This window comes from Microbacterium oryzae, from assembly GCF_009735645.1.
In the GTDB taxonomy this organism is placed as follows: domain Bacteria; phylum Actinomycetota; class Actinomycetes; order Actinomycetales; family Microbacteriaceae; genus Microbacterium; species Microbacterium oryzae.
Genome location: NZ_CP032550.1, coordinates 2,003,202 through 2,020,313 on the forward strand (window position 1 = coordinate 2,003,202; position 17,112 = coordinate 2,020,313).

The 17,112-nt window shown below is 71.6% G+C and carries 17 protein-coding genes; 8 read left to right on the forward strand and 9 right to left on the reverse strand.

What is annotated here, in order from left to right; genetic code table 11:
• Positions 1 to 97: 97 nt before the first annotated feature.
• From D7D94_RS09360 to D7D94_RS09390, 7 genes are all read left to right on the forward strand, one after another.
• Positions 98 to 2,767, forward strand: coding sequence for a phosphoenolpyruvate carboxylase (locus tag D7D94_RS09360; RefSeq protein ID WP_156242348.1), 2,670 nt, complete (start codon positions 98 to 100; stop codon positions 2,765 to 2,767).
• Positions 2,768 to 2,838: 71 nt separating this feature from the next.
• A complete protein-coding gene (locus tag D7D94_RS09365) occupies positions 2,839 to 3,882 on the forward strand; it encodes a LacI family DNA-binding transcriptional regulator (protein WP_246171750.1) in 1,044 nt (347 codons plus the stop codon).
• A 235-nt stretch (positions 3,883 to 4,117) separates the two neighbouring features.
• Positions 4,118 to 5,434 carry an extracellular solute-binding protein gene (locus D7D94_RS09370; protein ID WP_246171751.1) on the forward strand — a complete coding sequence of 439 codons (1,317 nt, stop codon included), beginning with the start codon at positions 4,118 to 4,120 and terminating at the stop codon, positions 5,432 to 5,434.
• Positions 5,431 to 6,372, forward strand: coding sequence for a carbohydrate ABC transporter permease (locus tag D7D94_RS09375; protein ID WP_156242350.1), 942 nt, complete (start codon positions 5,431 to 5,433; stop codon positions 6,370 to 6,372). The genes D7D94_RS09370 and D7D94_RS09375 overlap by 4 nt, the downstream gene beginning before the upstream one ends.
• Positions 6,372 to 7,268 carry a carbohydrate ABC transporter permease gene (locus D7D94_RS09380; protein ID WP_156242351.1) on the forward strand — a complete coding sequence of 299 codons (897 nt, stop codon included), beginning with the start codon at positions 6,372 to 6,374 and terminating at the stop codon, positions 7,266 to 7,268. The genes D7D94_RS09375 and D7D94_RS09380 overlap by 1 nt, the downstream gene beginning before the upstream one ends.
• A 26-nt stretch (positions 7,269 to 7,294) precedes the next feature.
• On the forward strand, positions 7,295 to 8,830 hold the full coding sequence (gene arfA, locus D7D94_RS09385; RefSeq protein WP_156242352.1) for an arabinosylfuranosidase ArfA: 1,536 nt from the start codon (positions 7,295 to 7,297) through the stop codon (positions 8,828 to 8,830).
• A 63-nt stretch (positions 8,831 to 8,893) separates the two neighbouring features.
• Entirely contained in the window at positions 8,894 to 9,157 is a 264-nt protein-coding gene (locus D7D94_RS09390; protein WP_156242353.1) for a glutaredoxin family protein, read from the forward strand.
• 51 nt (positions 9,158 to 9,208) lie between these two features.
• On the opposite strand, the gene D7D94_RS09395 is transcribed toward D7D94_RS09390, so the two are convergent.
• The 9 genes from D7D94_RS09395 to idi form a co-directional block, all read right to left on the reverse strand.
• A complete protein-coding gene (locus D7D94_RS09395) occupies positions 9,209 to 9,631 on the reverse strand; it encodes a recombinase family protein (RefSeq protein ID WP_425486969.1) in 423 nt (140 codons plus the stop codon).
• Between the two features lie 82 nt (positions 9,632 to 9,713).
• Positions 9,714 to 10,892 carry a ferrochelatase gene (locus D7D94_RS09400; RefSeq protein WP_246171752.1) on the reverse strand — a complete coding sequence of 393 codons (1,179 nt, stop codon included), beginning with the start codon at positions 10,890 to 10,892 and terminating at the stop codon, positions 9,714 to 9,716.
• A 31-nt stretch (positions 10,893 to 10,923) separates the two neighbouring features.
• Positions 10,924 to 11,784, reverse strand: coding sequence for a prenyltransferase (locus D7D94_RS09405; RefSeq protein ID WP_156242356.1), 861 nt, complete (start codon positions 11,782 to 11,784; stop codon positions 10,924 to 10,926).
• Positions 11,774 to 12,100 (reverse strand): lycopene cyclase domain-containing protein, encoded by a 327-nt coding sequence (locus D7D94_RS09410; RefSeq protein WP_156242357.1) that lies wholly within the window; start codon positions 12,098 to 12,100, stop codon positions 11,774 to 11,776. The genes D7D94_RS09405 and D7D94_RS09410 overlap by 11 nt, the downstream gene beginning before the upstream one ends.
• Entirely contained in the window at positions 12,097 to 12,429 is a 333-nt protein-coding gene (locus D7D94_RS09415; RefSeq protein ID WP_156242358.1) for a lycopene cyclase domain-containing protein, read from the reverse strand. The genes D7D94_RS09410 and D7D94_RS09415 overlap by 4 nt, the downstream gene beginning before the upstream one ends.
• A complete protein-coding gene (gene crtI / locus D7D94_RS09420; protein WP_156242359.1) occupies positions 12,426 to 13,982 on the reverse strand; it encodes a phytoene desaturase family protein in 1,557 nt (518 codons plus the stop codon). Before crtI ends, D7D94_RS09415 begins: the two co-directional genes overlap by 4 nt.
• Positions 13,979 to 14,851, reverse strand: a complete 873-nt coding sequence (locus D7D94_RS09425; RefSeq protein ID WP_156242360.1) for a phytoene/squalene synthase family protein — start codon at positions 14,849 to 14,851, stop codon at positions 13,979 to 13,981. Before D7D94_RS09425 ends, crtI begins: the two co-directional genes overlap by 4 nt.
• Positions 14,848 to 15,879: a polyprenyl synthetase family protein gene (locus D7D94_RS09430; protein WP_173024279.1), complete on the reverse strand. Its 1,032-nt coding sequence runs from the start codon at positions 15,877 to 15,879 to the stop codon at positions 14,848 to 14,850. Before D7D94_RS09430 ends, D7D94_RS09425 begins: the two co-directional genes overlap by 4 nt.
• Positions 15,880 to 15,893: 14 nt before the next feature.
• Positions 15,894 to 16,457 carry an isopentenyl-diphosphate Delta-isomerase gene (gene idi / locus D7D94_RS09435; RefSeq protein WP_156242362.1) on the reverse strand — a complete coding sequence of 188 codons (564 nt, stop codon included), beginning with the start codon at positions 16,455 to 16,457 and terminating at the stop codon, positions 15,894 to 15,896.
• A 76-nt stretch (positions 16,458 to 16,533) separates the two neighbouring features.
• Between idi and D7D94_RS09440 the strand changes: the two genes are divergently transcribed.
• Entirely contained in the window at positions 16,534 to 17,112 is a 579-nt protein-coding gene (locus D7D94_RS09440; RefSeq protein WP_246171753.1) for a MarR family winged helix-turn-helix transcriptional regulator, read from the forward strand.

Below are 17,112 nucleotides of genomic sequence, written 5' to 3' on the forward strand. Positions count from 1 at the left end.
TCCTGTTCCGCGGCCCACCCTAGCGGGGGCGGCGACCGCGTGACGGCGTGCGACGGCGGGCGACAGAGCATCCCTCGGCGCCCGTTACCGTTGTCGTATGCACGATCCCACCCCCACGGAAGTTCTCGACGCCGTCGGGCGACTGGAAGCGGAGCAGGAGATGCCCGAGCGGATGCGCGCGGATGTCCGCCTGCTCGGCTCCCTGCTCGGCCAGGTGCTCCGCGAGAGCGGCTCCGCAGACCTGTACGAGGACGTCGAGCGGCTCCGCGTGGCCACGATCCACGCCTACACCGACCCGAGCCCGGAGGCGTTCGACCGGGCTGCCCGGGTCGCGGACTCCTTCTCGGTGCAGCGGGCGGACGAGGTCGCGCGCGCCTTCACCTGCTACTTCCACCTCGTGAACCTCGCCGAGGAGCACCACCGCGTGCGGGTGCTGCGCGAGCGCGACGGCCAGCCCGAGCGCGACCCCCGCGGCACGATCGCCGGCGCGTACGCCGAGCTCGCCGCCGAGGTCGGCGAGGACGCCGCGCGCGAGCGCCTCCAGGCCCTCCGATTCCACCCCGTCTTCACCGCGCACCCCACCGAGGCCCGGCGTCGCGCGGTCTCCACGGCCATCCGCCGTCTGTCGACGCTCGTCGACGAGCTCGGTGCCGCGCCGGAGAGCAGCGCGGCGCAGCAGCGCACCACGCGCCTCATGCTCGAGGAGATCGACACCCTGTGGCGCACCGCGCCCATCCGCGCCGAGAAGCCGTCGCCCACCGACGAGGTGCGGACGGTCATGGCCGTGTTCGACGACACCCTCTTCACGACCGTGCCGGAGATCTACCGCCGGGCGGACGAGGCCATCCGCGGCGGCATCGACGGCGATCAGCCCCCGCTCGTGCGCCCGTTCGTGCGCGTGGGCACCTGGGTCGGCGGCGACCGCGACGGCAATCCGTTCGTCACCGCGAAGGTGAGCCGCCAGGCGGCGGCGATCGCGAGCGAGCACGTGCTGCTCGGTCTCGAGCGCGCGGCGCAGCGCGTGGGGCGCGGGCTCACGCTCGACGCGTCGACCACTCCTCCGAGCGATGAGCTGCTCGCGCTCTGGGAGCGGCTGCGCAGCGCGGACGAGGACGCCGCCGTCGAGATCGCCAAGCGCTCGCCGAACGAGCCGCATCGCCGCGTCGTGCTCCTGCTCTCGCGCAAGATCGCCGCGACGCGCACGCGCGATGCCGACCTCGCGTACCGCGACCCCGAGCACCTGCTGGCGGATCTCCGCATCGTGCAGGCGTCGCTCGCGCAGGGCGGCGCCGCACGCCAGGCCTACGGACAGCTGCAGCAGCTCATCTGGCAGGTGGAGACGTACGGCTTCCACCTCGCCGAGCTCGAGGTGCGCCAGCACTCGGCCGTGCACGCGAAGGTGCTCGCCGAGCTCGACGCGGGCGGCGCCCGCAGCGAGCAGACCGAGGAGGTGCTGGAGGTCTTCCGCGCGATCTCCTTCATCCAGGAGCGCTTCGGCCCGCGTGCGGCCGGCCGCTACATCGTCTCGTTCACGCAGTCCGCTGAGGACCTCGCGAACGTGCACCGCCTCGCCCGGTACGCGGTCGGCGAGGGCGGCACCCCGCCCGTGCTCGACGTCATCCCGCTCTTCGAGACGTTCGCCGACCTGCAGGCGGCCCCGGCCATCCTCGCGGAGATCGTCGACCACCCGGAGTTCTCGGCGCGGCTCGAGGCCACCGGACGCCGCCTCGAGGTCATGCTCGGCTACTCCGACTCGTCCAAGGACGTCGGCCCCGTCGCGGCGAACCTCGCGCTGTACGAGGCGCAGGCCCTGATCGCGGCGTGGGCGCAGGAGAGCGGCATCGAGCTGACCCTCTTCCACGGCCGCGGCGGCGCCCTCGGCCGCGGCGGCGGGCCGGCGAACAGCGCCATCCTCGCCCAGCCCCCGCACTCGGTCGACGGGCGCTTCAAGCTCACCGAGCAGGGCGAGGTCATCTTCGCCCGCTACGGCGACCCCGACATCGCGATGCGCCACGTCGATCAGGTGGCCGCGGCCATCCTCACCGCGTCGGCGCCCTCGAACGAGGAGCGGAACCGCACGGCCGCCGAGCACTACGCCGACATCGCCGAGGTGATGGAGACGACGTCGCGCGCGCGGTTCTTCGACCTCGTCAAGGCTCCGGGCTTCGCGCCCTGGTTCGCGACGGTGACGCCCATGGAGGAGGTCGGGCTGCTCGCGCTCGGCTCCCGTCCCGCCCGGCGCGGGCTGTCGGTCGAGTCGCTCGAGGACCTCCGGGCCATCCCCTGGGTCTTCGCGTGGACGCAGGCGCGCATCAACCTCGCCGGATGGTTCGGGCTGGGCACCGCGCTGGAGTCCGTCGGCGACGAGGCGCGGCTGAAGGAGGCCTACGCACAGTGGCCGCTCTTCCGCACGATGATCGACAACGTCGCGATGAGCCTCGCGAAGGCCGACGACCGGATCGCGCGGCAGTACCTCGCGCTCGGCGACCGCGAGGACCTCGCGCAGCTCGTGATGGACGAGATGACGCTCACGCGCGCCTGGGTCATCCGCATCGCGGGCGGCGACGGCCTGCTGGCGAACAAGCCGGTGCTGCAGCGCGCGGTGAAGCTCCGCAGCCCGTACGTCGACGCGCTCTCGCTCCTGCAGCTGCGGGCGCTCCGCGCGCTGCGCGACGCCCCGGCCGACCTGCCCGCCGACCCCGAGCAGCAGCGACTGCTGCTCCTGTCGGTCTCGGGCGTCGCGGCCGGCCTCCAGAACACCGGGTGAGTTCGCGCTCCCCCTCCGGCATGTCCCGCCTGTGCACGTCATGACCGCCTCTTGGCGTGAACGAGTGGGACATGCCGGATTATCCTGAGCGGATGGCGGGGCGGGCGGCGAGAGCCACCATGAAGGACGTGGCGGCGCTGGCCGGCGTGTCCGCGAAGACCGTCTCGAACGTCGTCACCGGCACCACGTACGTGCGTCCGGAGACGACCGAGCGCGTCGAGGCCGCCATGCGCGAGCTCGACTTCGTGCCGAACCTCAGCGCGCGCGGACTGCGCAACGGCCGCTCCGGCACCATCGCCGTCGCGCTCCCCGACCTCGGCACCGCGTTCTCCGCCGAGCTGCTGCACAGTCTCGTCGAGGTGGCGCACGAGCGCGGATTCGCCGTGCAGGTCGAGGAGACCGCCTCCGACCCCGGCCGCGAGTACGAGCTGCTCTCGCGCGCCCGCGCTCACCTCATCGACGGCCTCATCCTCAACCCCATCCGCTTCGAGGACAGCGCCATCGGGCACGCCGATCACCTGCCGCCGGTCGTCCTCATCGGCGAGGTCGAGCAGCGCGTCGCCGACCGCGTGCACGTCGACAGCCTCGCCGCGTCGCGCGAGATCACGCGGCACGTCATCGGGCAGGGCGCGCGCCGCATCGCGGCCGTGGGCGGGGATGGCGATGACGCGTCGGCGACGGCGACGAGCCGCGTGCGCCTGGCCGGGTATCGCGACGCGCTCGCGGAGGCCGGGATCCCCGCCGACCCGGCGCTCGAGATCAGCAGCCTCCCGTGGACGGTCGGCTCCGGCGCCGCCGCGGTCGAGCATCTCCTCGCGCGGGGGGCGCGCTTCGACGCGATCGTCGCGTTCACCGACTCCCTCGCCGCCGGCGCGCTGCACGCCCTCCACGCGCACGGCCTCCGCGTGCCCGAGGATGTCCTCCTCACGGGGTTCGACGACGTCGAGATCGCGCGCTTCACCACCCCCTCGCTCACGACCATTCGCTTCGACCGTCGCGCCTTCGCCCGCGAGGCGCTGACTCTGCTCGAGTGGCGCATGGGCGACCGCGCGCACGCGCCGCGCGCGGTGCGCGTTCCGTACGAGCTCGTCATCCGCGGCAGCACGTCCCGCTGATCCCGAGTCGCCCCGAGCCCTGCTCCCCGGGACACCGCGCAGGAGATCCGGCGCGGCGAGGGCCCTCGACCCGCGCGCTTCCGCGGCCACTTCGCGCGCACGGCGACCGATCTCCTGCGCACTGTCCCGCCCCTGCCCCTTGCGCGGCCGATTACATCGATGTAATGATGGCCGCACCCTGGTCACGAAGTCACGAAGTCACGAAGGAGTGACGATGGCGCCACCATCGCTTCATATGACGCGCCGGCAGCTGTTCGCCGGCGCCGCCGCACTCGCGGGAACCGCCCTCCTCGCCGGGTGCACGCCTCCCGGCAGCGCTCGCACCCCGCAGGAGCTGCAGTTCTGGCACCTCCTCAGCGGCGGTGACGGCGTCACGATGTCGGGCCTGCTCGACACGGTGAACGCCGCCCAGTCCGACTACCGCGTCCGCCCCACCGTGCTCGCGTGGGGGTCGCCGTACTACACGAAGCTCGCCATGGCGGCGACCGGCGGGCGCGCGCCCGAGGTCGCGATCATGCACGCGACGCGCGTCGCCGGCTATGCGCCCGGCGGCCTGCTCGACCCGTGGGACGTCGACCGGCTCGCCGAGCTCGGCGTCGACGAGTCCACGTTCCCGGCTCCCATCTGGGAGAAGGGCCACGCGGGAGGCGAGCTCTACAGCGTGGCGCTCGACGCCCATCCGTTCGTCCTCATGTTCAACACCGACATCTGCGACGCGGCGGGCGTGCTCGACAGCGACGGGCGCCTCAACCCGACGAAGAACCCGGACGAGTTCCTCGAGCTCACGCGCGCGGTCGCGGGCTCCGCCGAGGGGCACGGTCTCTCGTACGGCTACCTCGGCGACGGCGCGCAGATGTGGCGCCTGTTCTACACGCTCTACACGCAGCACGGGCTCGAGATGAAGCTCCCCGAGGGCGGCAAGAGCGAGCTCGATCAGGACGCCGCGGTCGAGTCGCTCGCCCTCATGCAGAGCCTGCTGGATGGCGAGATCGCGGCTCCGCAGAACGACTACCAGTCCGCGATCGCCGAGTTCGCGACCGGCCGGAGCGGCATGCTCCTCACCGGCGTGTGGGAGCTGCGCACGATGCAGGCCGCCGGCATCCCGTTCGACGCGACGACGATCCCGACCCTGTTCGGAACGGAGTCGGTCTACGCCGACTCGCACTCGTTCGTCCTGCCGCATCAGAACGACCCGGACCCGACCAAGCGCGACCTCTCGTACCGGTTCGTCGCCGACCTGCTGAAGGGGTCGTTCGACTGGGCGGAAGCGGGTCACATCCCGGCGTACCTCCCCGTCACGCAGTCCCCCGACTACGCCGACCTCGTGCCGCAGGCGCACTATGCGGAGGCCGCCGAGCACGTGGCGTACGACCCGCCGGCCTGGTTCACCGGATCCGGCTCCAACTTCCAGGGCGACTTCGGCGCCTCGGTGCAGGGCGCGCTGCTGAGCGGCGGCGACCCCGCCGCGGCGATCGCGGACTTCCAGCGCCGGGTCGACGCCGTGCTCTCCCGACCGAACCCCGCCGACCCCGAGGGGACGTGGCAGTCATGACGACGGCACCGCAGACCACCCGCGCGATCGTCACGGGCGCCGCCCGCGAGCGGCCGGGGCACGCGGGAGGCAAGCGCGGCGAGCAGCTGGTGAGCTGGGCGTTCCTCGCTCCGTTCCTCATCGCGTTCGCGCTCTTCCTCGTGTGGCCCATCCTGCACGGCATCTACCTGAGCTTCACCGACCAGTCGCTCACGGGCGCCGGCGGTGACATCATCGGCTTCGCGAACTACGCCGAGGCGCTGAGCGACCCGACCACGTGGCGCTCGATGGGCAACACCCTGCTGTTCACGGTGCTGTCGACGATCCCGCTCGTCGTGCTCGCGCTCATCATGGCGGTGCTCGTCGACCGCGGCATCCCCGGCCAGTGGCTGTGGCGGCTGTCGTTCTTCATGCCGTTCCTCCTGGCCTCGACCGTCATCTCGCAGATCTGGGTGTGGATCTTCAACCCGCAGATCGGCGCGGCGAACAACCTCCTGGAGGCTGTCGGCCTGCAGCCCATCGCGTGGCTGCAGAACCCCGACACGAACCTCATCGCCATCGTCATCGCCACGGTGTGGTGGACGGTCGGGTTCAACTTCCTGCTGTACCTCGCGGCCCTCCAGAACATCCCGGCCCAGCAGTACGAGGCCGCGTCGCTCGACGGCGCGGGCCCGTGGCGTCAGCTGTGGTCGATCACGATCCCCCAGCTCGGCCCCGCGACGGTGCTCATCGTCATGCTGCAGATCCTCGCGTCGCTGAAGCTGTTCGACCAGGCGTACCAGATGCTCGGCGGCGTCGCGAGCGACACCACGCGCTCCATCGTGCAGTACATGTACGAGGCCGGCTTCGTCGGCTACCGATTCGGCTACTCGGCCGCGATCTCCTACGTGTTCTTCGCGCTGATCGTCGTGATCGGCATCGCTCAGGCGCTCGTCGTCGGGCGCCGGAAGGAGCAGTGATGACCACCCTCACCGAGACCATCGTCGCGCCGACCGGCGCCGACGCGCACGAGCGCAAGCCCGGTTCGAAGCCGTTCAGCCCCCTGCGGGTCGTCGCGTTCATCGTGCTGCTGCTGATGGCGATCGGATGGCTGCTGCCGTTCCTCTGGGCGGTCGCGACGGCCTTCAAGACGGAGAACGACGCGGCCTCCGGCGATCCCTCCTGGATCGGTCCGAGCGGGCCGACCACGGAGGCCTTCACGGCCATCCTCTCGCAGGGGAACGTCTGGATCTGGGCATTCAACAGCCTGTGGACGTCGGTGGCGGTGACCCTGATCACCCTCGCGATCTCGGCGCTGGCGGCCTACGCGTTCTCGCGGATGGACTTCCGCGGTCGTCGGTGGCTCTACGTCGTCGTCATCGCCGGCATCGTCGTCCCGCCGCAGGCGCTCATCATCCCGCTGTTCTACGAGATGCTCGCCTTCCACCTCGTCGACACGCACTGGGGGCTCATCCTCCCCCAGGTCGTGGCGCCGGCGATGGTGTTCATCCTCAAGCAGTTCTTCGACGCCGTGCCCATCGAACTCGAGGAGGCCGCCCGCGTGGACGGCGCCAGCCGCTTCCGGGTGTTCTGGTCGATCGTGCTGCCGCTCTCGCGACCGATCCTCGCGTCGGTGGCGATCTTCGTGTTCATCGGCGCGTGGAACAACTTCCTCTGGCCGTTCCTCGTCATCAACGACACCACGCTCATGACGCTGCCGGTCGGCCTGCAGACCGTCATCAGCGCCTACGGCGTGCAGTACGCGCAGATCATGGCCCAGGCCGTGCTCGCCGCGCTGCCGCTCATCATCGTGTTCCTCATCTTCCAGAAGCAGATCGTCAAGGGCGTCGCGACCACGGGCTTCGGCGGCCAGTGATCTCGCGCACGCAGAACAGGAGAACCATGACCAGCGCCCGCATCACCATCGACCGCGACTTCACGATCGCCGACGTCCCGCGACGGCTCTTCGGCTCGTTCGTGGAGCACATGGGCCGGTGCGTGTACACCGGCATCTACGAGCCGGGGCACCCGCAGGCCGACGAGCGCGGCTTCCGACGCGACGTGCTGCAGCTCGTGAAGGAGCTCGGGCCCACCGTCATCCGCTACCCCGGCGGCAACTTCGTCTCCGGCTACCTCTGGGAGGACGGCGTGGGGCCGGTCGAGAACCGGCCGCGCCGCCTCGACGGGGCCTGGCACACGGTCGAGACGAACGCGTTCGGCCTGCACGAGTTCGTCGACTGGGCCAAGGAGGCCGACGTCGAGATCATGGAGGCCGTGAACCTCGGCACCCGCGGCGTCGAGGAGGCCCGCGCGCTCGTCGAGTACGCGAACCACCCCGGCGGCACGTACTGGTCGGACCTGCGCCGCAAGAACGGTGCGGCCGATCCGTTCGACATCCGCCTCTGGTGCCTGGGCAACGAGCTGGATGGCCCCTGGCAGATCGGACACAAGACCGCAGACGAGTACGGCCGGCTCGCGCAGGAGACCGCGAAGGCCATGCGCCTGGTCGACCCCACCATCGAGCTCGTCGCCGTCGGCTCGTCCAGCAGGGAGATGCCCACCTTCGGATCGTGGGAGCACACCGTGCTCACGCACGCGTACGAGGAGGTCGACTACATCTCCATGCACGCGTACTACCAGGAGCACGACGGCGATGCCGCGTCATTCCTCGCCGAGGGCGTCGACATGGACGCGTTCATCGACGGGGTCGTCGCCACGATCGACGGCGTGAAGGCCGCCGGCAAGCACCGCAAGCAGATCGACATCTCGTTCGACGAGTGGAACGTGTGGGACCAGACCCGCTACAACGAGATCGAGGCCCGCGAGATCGCCGCGGCGGGCTGGCGCGAGCACCCGCGCCTCATCGAGGACACCTACGACGTCACCGACGCCGTCGTCGTCGGCACGCTCCTCCACAGCCTGCTCCGGCACGGCGACCGCGTCCGCATCGCGAACCAGGCGCAGCTCGTCAACGTGATCGCGCCCATCCGCTCGGAGGAGGGCGGCCCCGCCTGGCGTCAGTCGATCTTCTGGCCGTTCGCCCGGATGGCCCAGCTCGCCAAGGGCCGGATCCTGCGGCTCGCGGTCGAGTCGTCGCAGATCCCCACGCGCAAGTTCGGCGACGTCGATGCGGTCGACGCCGCCGCCACGTGGGACGAAGCCGACGGGACCGTCGCGCTGTTCCTCGCCAACCGCTCGCTCGAGGAGTCCGGCGAGGTGACGGTGGACCTCCGCGGACTCTCGGCCACGGCCATCCGCTCGGCCGAGGTGCTCACCACGCCCGAGGGAGGCGACCGCGCCACGGCGAACGTCGAGGGCGACCAGGACCGCGTCGGGCTCGTGCCGCTGCGCGAGGTCGGCTTCGACGAGGGCACGCTGCGGGCGACGCTGCCTCCGCTGTCGTGGGCCGTCGTGGTGGTGGACGCCGCGAAGGCCTGACCGCACGCGGCGGCGGGCGGGCTCTCAGCGCCCGCCCGCCGCCGCGCGCGTAACCTGGAAGGCATGACGACTCCCGCGAGCAACGAGATCACCATGTTCGGCGCCGAGTGGTGCCGCGACTGCCGCCGCACGAAGGCGCAGCTCGACGGCCTCGGCATCGCCTACACGTACGTCGACCTCGAGGCCGACCCCTCGGCCGCGCAGGTCGCGAAGGACATCTCCGGCCGCACGAACATCCCCGTCGTGGTCTACCCGGATGCCACCCACCACGTCGAGCCGTCGAACGCCGACGTCGAGGCGAAGCTCAAGGAGCTGTCGCTCATCTGAGCCGGAGCGGAGCGAGGCGTCTCGCTCGCTCGACGTCTGGGATGCGCGAGCTCAGGCGTCGTGGAGGTGCTTCTGACCGTGGTCGAGCACCTTCACGACGACGCCGCGACGACTGAGCTCCGCGATCGTGCGGACCTCCTCCGCGGCATCGCGCCCGAGGGCGTGCACGCTCGCGACGACGAGCACATCGCCGCCCTTCAGCCGTGAGAACAGCCGGTGCAGCCGCTCCTCCCACGACTCGAGAATGTCCGGAGCCGGGTGCCGGAAGCCGTCGATCGGCACGCCGAAGCGCGTGAGGTCCTCGCGCTGCTGGATGACCGACGGCATGTCGTCGCGCTGCACGACGAGGCCCACGAGCCGGGATCCGGCCGGCCGCGCCTGCCACCAGCCGCCGTCGCGCTGCAGCTCGACGAAGCAGGTCGGGCACTCCGCTGCCTGGTGGATCTCCGTGCCGGCGATCTCCGAGTGACTCATGCTCATCCTCCCCGCTCCATTCTGCCGTGCCGAGGGCGGAGGTTCCCACCCCGCGCCGGAATCGGCGCGGGGTGGGAGCACATCACGGTGCGACGCCTGCCGCGGCGGGCTTGAAGCCCGCGCGCACGTTCTCGCAGCAGCCGGGGCGGCACACGTCGTACCAGGGGCCGAGCTTCGTGAGGCTCGGGCGCTCCTCCCGCGGGGTGGCTGCCATCCGCTCCTCGACGAGGTCGACGACGCCCGCCACGAAGCGCGGGTCCGCGCCCGGCGTGGGCGTGCGCACGGCCTTGAGACCCGCCTCCTCGGCGGCCTCCAGCGCCTCCTCATCGAGATCCCACATGACCTCCATGTGGTCGCTGAGGAAGCCGACCGGCACGATCGCCACGGCCTCGGCGCTCTCGGCGGGCAGCTCCGCGATGCGGTCGCAGATGTCGGGCTCGAGCCACGGCTGCGACGCGGGGCCCGACCGCGACTGGAACACGAGCTCCCAGGAGATGTCGGCGGCCTCGGGCAGGACCTCTCCCACCTTCGCCATGACGACCTCGGCCACGGCCCGGTGCTGCGCCTCGTACGCACCGCCGGGACCGAAGTCGATGTCGCGGGGTCCCGAGCGGAGCGCGTCGTCGACGGGGATGCTGTGCGTCGTGAACAGCACCTTCACCGCCTGCGGCGCGACGCCATCCGCGAAGAACCCGCGGACGGCGTCGACGACGCCGTCGACGAACGCGTCGACGAAGCCCGGGTGGTCGAAGAACTGACGCACCTTGTCGATCGTCACCTCGCCGCCGAGGGCGGTCTCCTCGAGCACGCGGGCGAAGTCCTCGCGGTACTGGCGGCAGCTCGAGAACGAGCTGTAGGCGCTCGTCGCCACGGCGAGGAGGCGGGTGCGCCCGTCCTGGGCGGCCTCCTTCACGACATCGCCCAGGTACGGAGCCCAGTTGCGGTTGCCCCAGTAGACGGGCAGGTCGAGACCGCGCCGCGCGATCTCCGCCTCGAGCGCCGCCTTCAGCGCACGGTTCTGCGCGTTGATCGGGCTCACGCCGCCGAAGTGCCGGTAGTGGTGCGCGACCTCCTCGAGCCGCTCGTCGGGGATGCCGCGCCCGCGCGTGACGTTGCGCAGGAACGGGATGACGTCGTCCTGCCCCTCCGGACCGCCGAACCCGGCGAGGAGAATGGCGTCGTATCGCTGGGGCGTCGAGACGAACGGTGCGCCGTCCGCCGAGGCGGGCGACGCGTACGGGACGGTGGAGGCCGTGGTCATGGCAGTTCTCCTGTCGGTCATGGGCGGATGGTCAGGCGGTCTGCATCGCGAACACGATGAGGATCATCGTGACGACGAAGCCGGCGGCGTAGTTGATCCAGAGGAAGTGGCGCCACCCGCGGTTCGCGCGAGCGGAGTCCGCGTCGGACACACGGGCGAACGGCGCGGCGGCCCACAGATAGGGCAGCGCCAGCAGCGCCGCCCATGCTCCGGGAGACCCCGTTGTCAGCATAAGCACCCCCGCTGCGAACCAGGCTGCGAGCGCGAACCACGTGGTGCGGGCGGCGCCGAGCACGGTGGCGATGGAGGCGATGCCGCCCTCGCGGTCGGGGACGACGTCCTGCACCGCGCCGAACGCGTGGCTGGCCATCCCCCACAGCAGGAACGCGGCGAGCACGGTCAGCGCACCGCGGTCGAGGTCGCCGCCGCCGAGCACGAGCCCGTAGAGCGCGGGGCTCGTGAAGTGGATGCTCGAGGTCAGCGAGTCGAGGAACGGCACCTCTTTGAACCGGAACGGCGGCGCCGAGTACGCGACGACGGCGAACAGGCTCACGGCGAGAACCGCCCAGGACGCGGGCGACCCGAAGATCACCAGCGCCACGACGAACGGCAGGCACGAGAGCGCTGCCGTGAGGAGCACCGTGCGATGGTGCGCGGGCTCGAGGAGCGCGCCCTCGACGCCGCCCTTCCGCGGGTTGGCGAGGTCGGACGCGTAGTCGAAGACGTCGTTCACGCCGTACATGGCCAGGTTGTAGGGCACGAGGAAGAACAGCGTGCCGACGACGAGCGCGACGTCGACCTCGCGCGTGGCGAGCAGGTACGCCGCGGCGAACGGGAACGCCGTGTTGATCCAGCTCAGCGGGCGCGAGGAGAGGAAGAGCTCACGAATCATGTCGCCTCCGGAGGAAGAGCCAGAGGGCGGGCAGCAGGATGGCCGCGGCCAGTGGATAGGTGAAGTCCTCGACCGGGGCGGCCCCGATCCGCAGGCCGGAGATATGGCCATCCGAGTAGGCGAACAGCCCCGCCGCGATCATGACGTTGTCGAACACCGCCGTCAGCACGAGGAGCGCCGCCGACGCGAGCACCGCGGCGAGCGCGACGTTCCGCCGCGCACCCTGTCGGCTCCCCTGTCGCCGCGCGACGGTCAGGCCGGTGGCGGCCACGACCGCGACGCCGAGGAACACCGCGCACAGCAGCGCGTACGTCACGAGTGCGTCCTCTCCGCGCGGCGGGCCAGCAGACGCTCGGCGCCGCAGAAGAGCACCATGGTGAGCTCGCACAGGAAGAGCAGGAACACCGGCTCCTCGAGCGGCAGCTCCGGCGCGAGGACGATGCCCGTCATGAACGTCGTCTCGGCGCGGAAGAACACGCCCAGCGCGATCCCCGCCGCGTCCCACGCGAGGAAGAAGACGAGGCCGACCGCCAGCACGGCGAGCGCCGTGCGCGGGGCGCGCCAGAGGAACAGGCGGAAGCGCCGGTCGACGACGAGCACGCAGGCGAACGAGACGAGGAGCGCGGCGAGATAGACGAGGCTCACACCGGCTCCGACTGCGGCTCCGGCAGCGGTCCAGCGGAGACGTCGCCCCGCAGCCGCTTCAGCACGAGCTCCGCGCTGATGAGGCACATCGGCAGGCCGATTCCGGGGATGGTCGTGGCGCCGGCGTAGAGGAGGCCGTCGACTCGGAAGGAGACGTTGGACCCGCGCAGGAACGCACTCTGACGGAGGGTGTGCGCGGGGCCGAGCGCCCCGCCCCGCCACGCGCCGAAGTCGCGCTCGAAGTCCGCCGGTCCGATGCTGCGGCGCACGACGATCCGCTCGGCGAGGTCGGGAACCCCCGCCCACGCCGCGATCTCGGCGATGGCCGCGTCCACCGTGCGCTCCACGGCCGCGTCACCCGCGCCATCCACCCCGCCGAAGCCGATGCCGGTGTCGGCGGGAACCGGCACGAGCACGAAGAGGTTCTCGTGACCCTCCGGGGCGACCGCATCGTCGGTCGCACTCGGACGGCACACGTACAGCGATGCGGGATCGGGGATCGACGGCTCGCGGCCGTGGATGGCGTCGAAGCCGCGGTCCCAGTCGCGCGTGAAGAACAGCGTGTGGTGCGCGAGCTCGGGCAGCTCGCCGCGCACGCCGAGCAGGGCGAGCACGGCTCCGGGGCCCGGGTCGCGCCGATCCCACCAGGCGGCGCTGCGCGAACGGCTCGCCGAGGGGAGCAGACGCTCGGTCACATGCAGGTCGGCCGACGAGACGACGGTGTCGGCGAGGAGCTGCTCGCGCGCGCCGTCCGCGCCTTCGATCTCGACTCCGCAGGCGGCGCCATCCTTGACGAGGATGCGGCTGACGGGAGCACCCGTGCGCAGCTCGACCCCGTTCTCGGCGGCGAGGCGGGCGATCGCGTCGATGACCGCGCTGAATCCGCCTCGCGGGTACAGCACCCCCTGCCCCACGTCGAGGTGGCTCATCAGGTGGTACATCGCGGGGGCGCGAGAGGGCGAGGTGCCGAGGAAGACCGCGGGGTACCCGAGCACCTGCCGCAGCCGCGGGTCGGCGGCGTGACGGGCGATGAAGCGCTCCATCGGCTCGGCGAGCAGGCGCGCGAGCCGCGGCAGCCGCGACAGCGTCGACGAGTCGAGCAGCGGGCGCATCGACTCGAACGTGCTGTAGAGGAACTTCGCGGTGGCCAGCCCGTACGTCTCCTCGGCCGAGGCGAGGTAGGCGTCGATCCGGTCGGCGGAGGCGGGGTCCAGCGCCTGCAGCGCCTCGCGCGCGCCCTCGGCCGGGAGATCGAACGGCTCGTCGTCGCCCTCGAAGTACACCCGGTAGGCGGGATCGAGCGGCACCAGATCGAGCTGCTCGGCGGCGGACGTGCCGAGCAGCCGGAAGAAGTGGTCGAAGACCTCGGGCATCAGGTACCACGAGGGGCCCGTGTCGAAGACGAAGCCGTCGGCGCTCCACCGGCCCGCGCGCCCGCCGAGCTCGTCGCGCGCCTCGAGGAGCGTGACGTCGGCGCCGTCGCGTGCGAGGAGCGCCGCCGTGGCGAGCCCCGAGATGCCGCCGCCGATGACGATCACCCGTCGTGCGGTCATGCCGCTCCCTCTCTCGTGCCGCGCACGATGGCAGCGGCGATCACCCGGAGCTTCTCGCTCGTCGGAACCGACACGCGCCGCACGAGGAGCTCCTCGGCGGGCGCCGCGCGCAGCAGGTCGTTGAGACGGCCGAACAGGTCGGCCGCCGCGGTCGTCGCGCGCCGGGAGGCGGGCGGAAGGCGCGCGATCGCGGCGCGGGCGACGGCGAGGTCGTCGTCGATCTCCGCCACGATGCGGAGCTTGTCGGCCTCGGTGAAGGCGTGCGGGTCGACGCCGGGAAAGTACGAGCGCCCCAGCCCATCGCAGTCCTCGGCGAGATCGCGGAGGAAGTTCACCTTCTGGAACGCCGCGCCGAGGCGTCGAGCGCCCTCCTCCATCGCCTCGTCGATCACGAGCCGGGGGTCCTCCTGGGCGAACCCGCGCAGGCACATCGACCCGACGACCTCCGCCGAGCCGTGGATGTACCGCCGGTACGTCGCGTCGTCGGCGATCTCCACGCCGTCCGCGTCCATCCGCATCGAGGCGAAGAACGCGCGGACGAGGTCATCGCCGATTCCGGTGCGCCGCGCGGTGTGCGCGAACGCGTGCACGACGAGGTTGGCGCTGAAGCCCGACGACATCGCCCGCAGCGTCTCCTCCTCGAGGGCATCGAGCACGGTGCGCTTCTCCCGCGCGTCGAGCCCGGCCTCCGCGGCCGGGCCGTCGACGATCTCGTCGGCCACGCGCACCAGCGCGTACACGTCGGAGATGCAGGCGCGCACCTCGGATGGCAGGAGCCGGCTGGAGAGGCCGAACGACGTCGAGTAGGCGGAGATGACCCGGGCCGCCGCCGCCCGTGCGGTGCGCGTGTAGAGATCGAGGCCGCTCATGCGTCGCGCTCCGCGCAGCGGACGGCGAGGGCGTCGAGCTCCTCGCGCAGGCCATCGGGAAGCGGCGCCTCGGCGATCTCCGCACGCGTGATCGCGCACTGCTCGGCGATGACGCGCTCGATCTCGGCCGCAGCGCCGCTCGCGACGAGCGCGCTGCGCAGCAGGGCGGCCCCCTCCTCCTCCAGCGACCGCCGGCCGAAGAGGTGGCGGACCTCGCGCCAGGCCGCCTGGTCCTCGGCGAACGCGATGAGCAGCGTGCGCTTGCCTTCGCGCAGATCGCCGAGGGCGGTCTTGCCCGTGCGGGCCTCGACGCCGAAGACGCCGAGCACGTCGTCTCGCAGCTGGTAGAGGAACCCCATCTGCGTGCCGATGCGCTGCAGGGAGGCGTCGACGAGCGGACCGGCTCCGGCGAGCGCGGCGCCTGCCCGCAGCGGAGCCGCGAAGGAGTAGCTGGCTGTCTTCTGCTCCATCATGCGGACGATGTCGGCGGCGTCGGCGGGCATCGTGCCGTGCGCGAATCCGATGTCGGCGTGCTCCCCCGCCGAGGTGAGGAAGAGGCAGTCGTCGATGATCTCGTGCACGGCCACGCGGGCCGGGCTCTCGATCCGGGCGACGAGCGCGTGGACGGCGCTCAGCAGCAGGTCCCCCGCGAGCAGTCCGGATGCCTGGCCCCAGGCCGTCGCGGCATCGGCGCTCGCGCCCGCATCCATCGCCTCGGCGGCGAACGTGCCCGCGAGGTTCGGTCGGCCGCGCCGCACGAGGTCGCCGTCGAGCAGGTCGTCATGGAACAGCAGAGCCGTGTGCAGCAGCTCGAAGGCGGCGGCTGCGGTGTGTGCGGCCGCCTCGTCGATGCCGCCGAGCTCGGCGTGCGCGGTGAGGACCAGCCGCGGTCGCAGTCGCTTCCCACCTCGCACGGCCTCGGCCATCCGCTGCCAGAGCGCGGCGTAGGCCGGGCCGAGCTCCTCGGCGCGCGCCTGCCGCTCGGCGAAGAACGTCTGGAGCATCGCGCTCAGCGCGTCGTGTGCCATGGTGTCGCTCGTCATCATGTCACCGCTCCCCGCCACGCGGCGCCGCTGATGGCGCCGCCGGGCGAGAGCTCCCTGGCCTGCAGCACGAGCCAGGGGCTGAAGGCCCACGGTGCGGCGTCGAGCGCCGTCGCCAGATCGTCCGCATCCACCCACCTCACGTCCATCGCCTCGTCCGGCGCGGGAGCCGGCTGGTCGTCGGCGATCGCGAAGTAGACGGGACAGACCTCATTCTCGACCATGCCCGAGGCATCCACGGCGCGATAGCGGAAGTCGGGGAGCACCAGGCGCACATCGCGCAGGACGAGGCCGAGCTCCTCCTTCGCCCTCCGCTCGAGCGCGGCGGGAATGGCTTCGAAGGGGCTCGGATGGCCGCAGAACGCGTTCGTCCAGGTTCCCGGCCAGGTTCGCTTGGAGAGCGCGCGGCGCGAGAGCAGGACCCTCCCGCGCGGATCGAGGACGTGGCAGGAGAAGGCGAGGTGGAGCGGCGTGCTCTCCGTGTGAACGGTCGCCTTCGGCGCCGCACCCACCGAGCGCCCCTCGTCGTCGAGGAGCACCACGCGCTCGACTGCAGTCGTCATCCGTCTCTCCTCACGATCTTTTCACTAAGCTAGCTATCAACGTAGCTGATTTCAATATGAGGGGTAAGCTCGAGCCGTGCCTGAAGACAAGTCGCCGACGGAGGAGCCGTTCTCGCTGCTCGATCCGCGGGTCGTCGACCCGGACGAGGAGCTGGTGCAGCGCGCCCATCTTCCGGCCGAGGAGATCATGCAGGTCGTCCGCGTCCTCGAGTCCATGAAGAGGTGGCGCGACACCGAGGCCGAGCTGAGCGAGGCGTCGCGGCGCTACATGAAGCTCGGCACCACCGACATGCGCGCGCTGCGCTACCTGATCGCCGCTCAGCGTCACGGCGCGGTCGTGACGCCCAGCTCGATCGCCGCGCACCTCGGCATCTCCACCGCCTCGACCACGAAGCTGCTGGATCGGCTGGCCGCGGGCGGCCACGTGCGGCGCCTGCCGCACCCGACCGATCGCCGCAGCCTGGCCATCGAGGTCAGCGAGGACACCAGCATCGCCGCGCGTGCGACCGTCGGCCGCATCCATGCGCGCCGGTTCGACGTCGCGGCATCGATGGCACCCGCGGAGCGCGAGGTGATCATCCGGTTCCTCGACGAGCTCGTCGCGACGGCAGAGGATCTGAAGCACCCCGACGAAGCGGGCGTCGCCGAGGCGTGA

Excerpts from the sequence above, each read along its gene's own strand:
- D7D94_RS09425 (WP_156242360.1), bottom strand. The coding sequence starts at position 14,851 with ATGAGCGGCCTCGATCTCTACACGCGCACCGCACGGGCGGCGGCGGCC.
- D7D94_RS09365 (WP_246171750.1), top strand. The coding sequence starts at position 2,839 with ATGCCGGATTATCCTGAGCGGATGGCGGGGCGGGCGGCGAGAGCCACC.
- arfA (WP_156242352.1), top strand. The coding sequence starts at position 7,295 with ATGACCAGCGCCCGCATCACCATCGACCGCGACTTCACGATCGCCGAC.
- D7D94_RS09380 (WP_156242351.1), top strand. The coding sequence starts at position 6,372 with ATGACCACCCTCACCGAGACCATCGTCGCGCCGACCGGCGCCGACGCG.
- D7D94_RS09405 (WP_156242356.1), bottom strand. The coding sequence starts at position 11,784 with ATGATTCGTGAGCTCTTCCTCTCCTCGCGCCCGCTGAGCTGGATCAAC.
- crtI (WP_156242359.1), bottom strand. The coding sequence starts at position 13,982 with ATGACCGCACGACGGGTGATCGTCATCGGCGGCGGCATCTCGGGGCTC.
- D7D94_RS09375 (WP_156242350.1), top strand. The coding sequence starts at position 5,431 with ATGACGACGGCACCGCAGACCACCCGCGCGATCGTCACGGGCGCCGCC.
- D7D94_RS09430 (WP_173024279.1), bottom strand. The coding sequence starts at position 15,879 with ATGGCACACGACGCGCTGAGCGCGATGCTCCAGACGTTCTTCGCCGAG.
- D7D94_RS09395 (WP_425486969.1), bottom strand. The coding sequence starts at position 9,631 with ATGAGTCACTCGGAGATCGCCGGCACGGAGATCCACCAGGCAGCGGAG.
- D7D94_RS09360 (WP_156242348.1), top strand. The coding sequence starts at position 98 with ATGCACGATCCCACCCCCACGGAAGTTCTCGACGCCGTCGGGCGACTG.
- D7D94_RS09390 (WP_156242353.1), top strand. The coding sequence starts at position 8,894 with ATGACGACTCCCGCGAGCAACGAGATCACCATGTTCGGCGCCGAGTGG.
- idi (WP_156242362.1), bottom strand. The coding sequence starts at position 16,457 with ATGACGACTGCAGTCGAGCGCGTGGTGCTCCTCGACGACGAGGGGCGC.
- D7D94_RS09370 (WP_246171751.1), top strand. The coding sequence starts at position 4,118 with ATGACGCGCCGGCAGCTGTTCGCCGGCGCCGCCGCACTCGCGGGAACC.
- D7D94_RS09400 (WP_246171752.1), bottom strand. The coding sequence starts at position 10,892 with ATGACCACGGCCTCCACCGTCCCGTACGCGTCGCCCGCCTCGGCGGAC.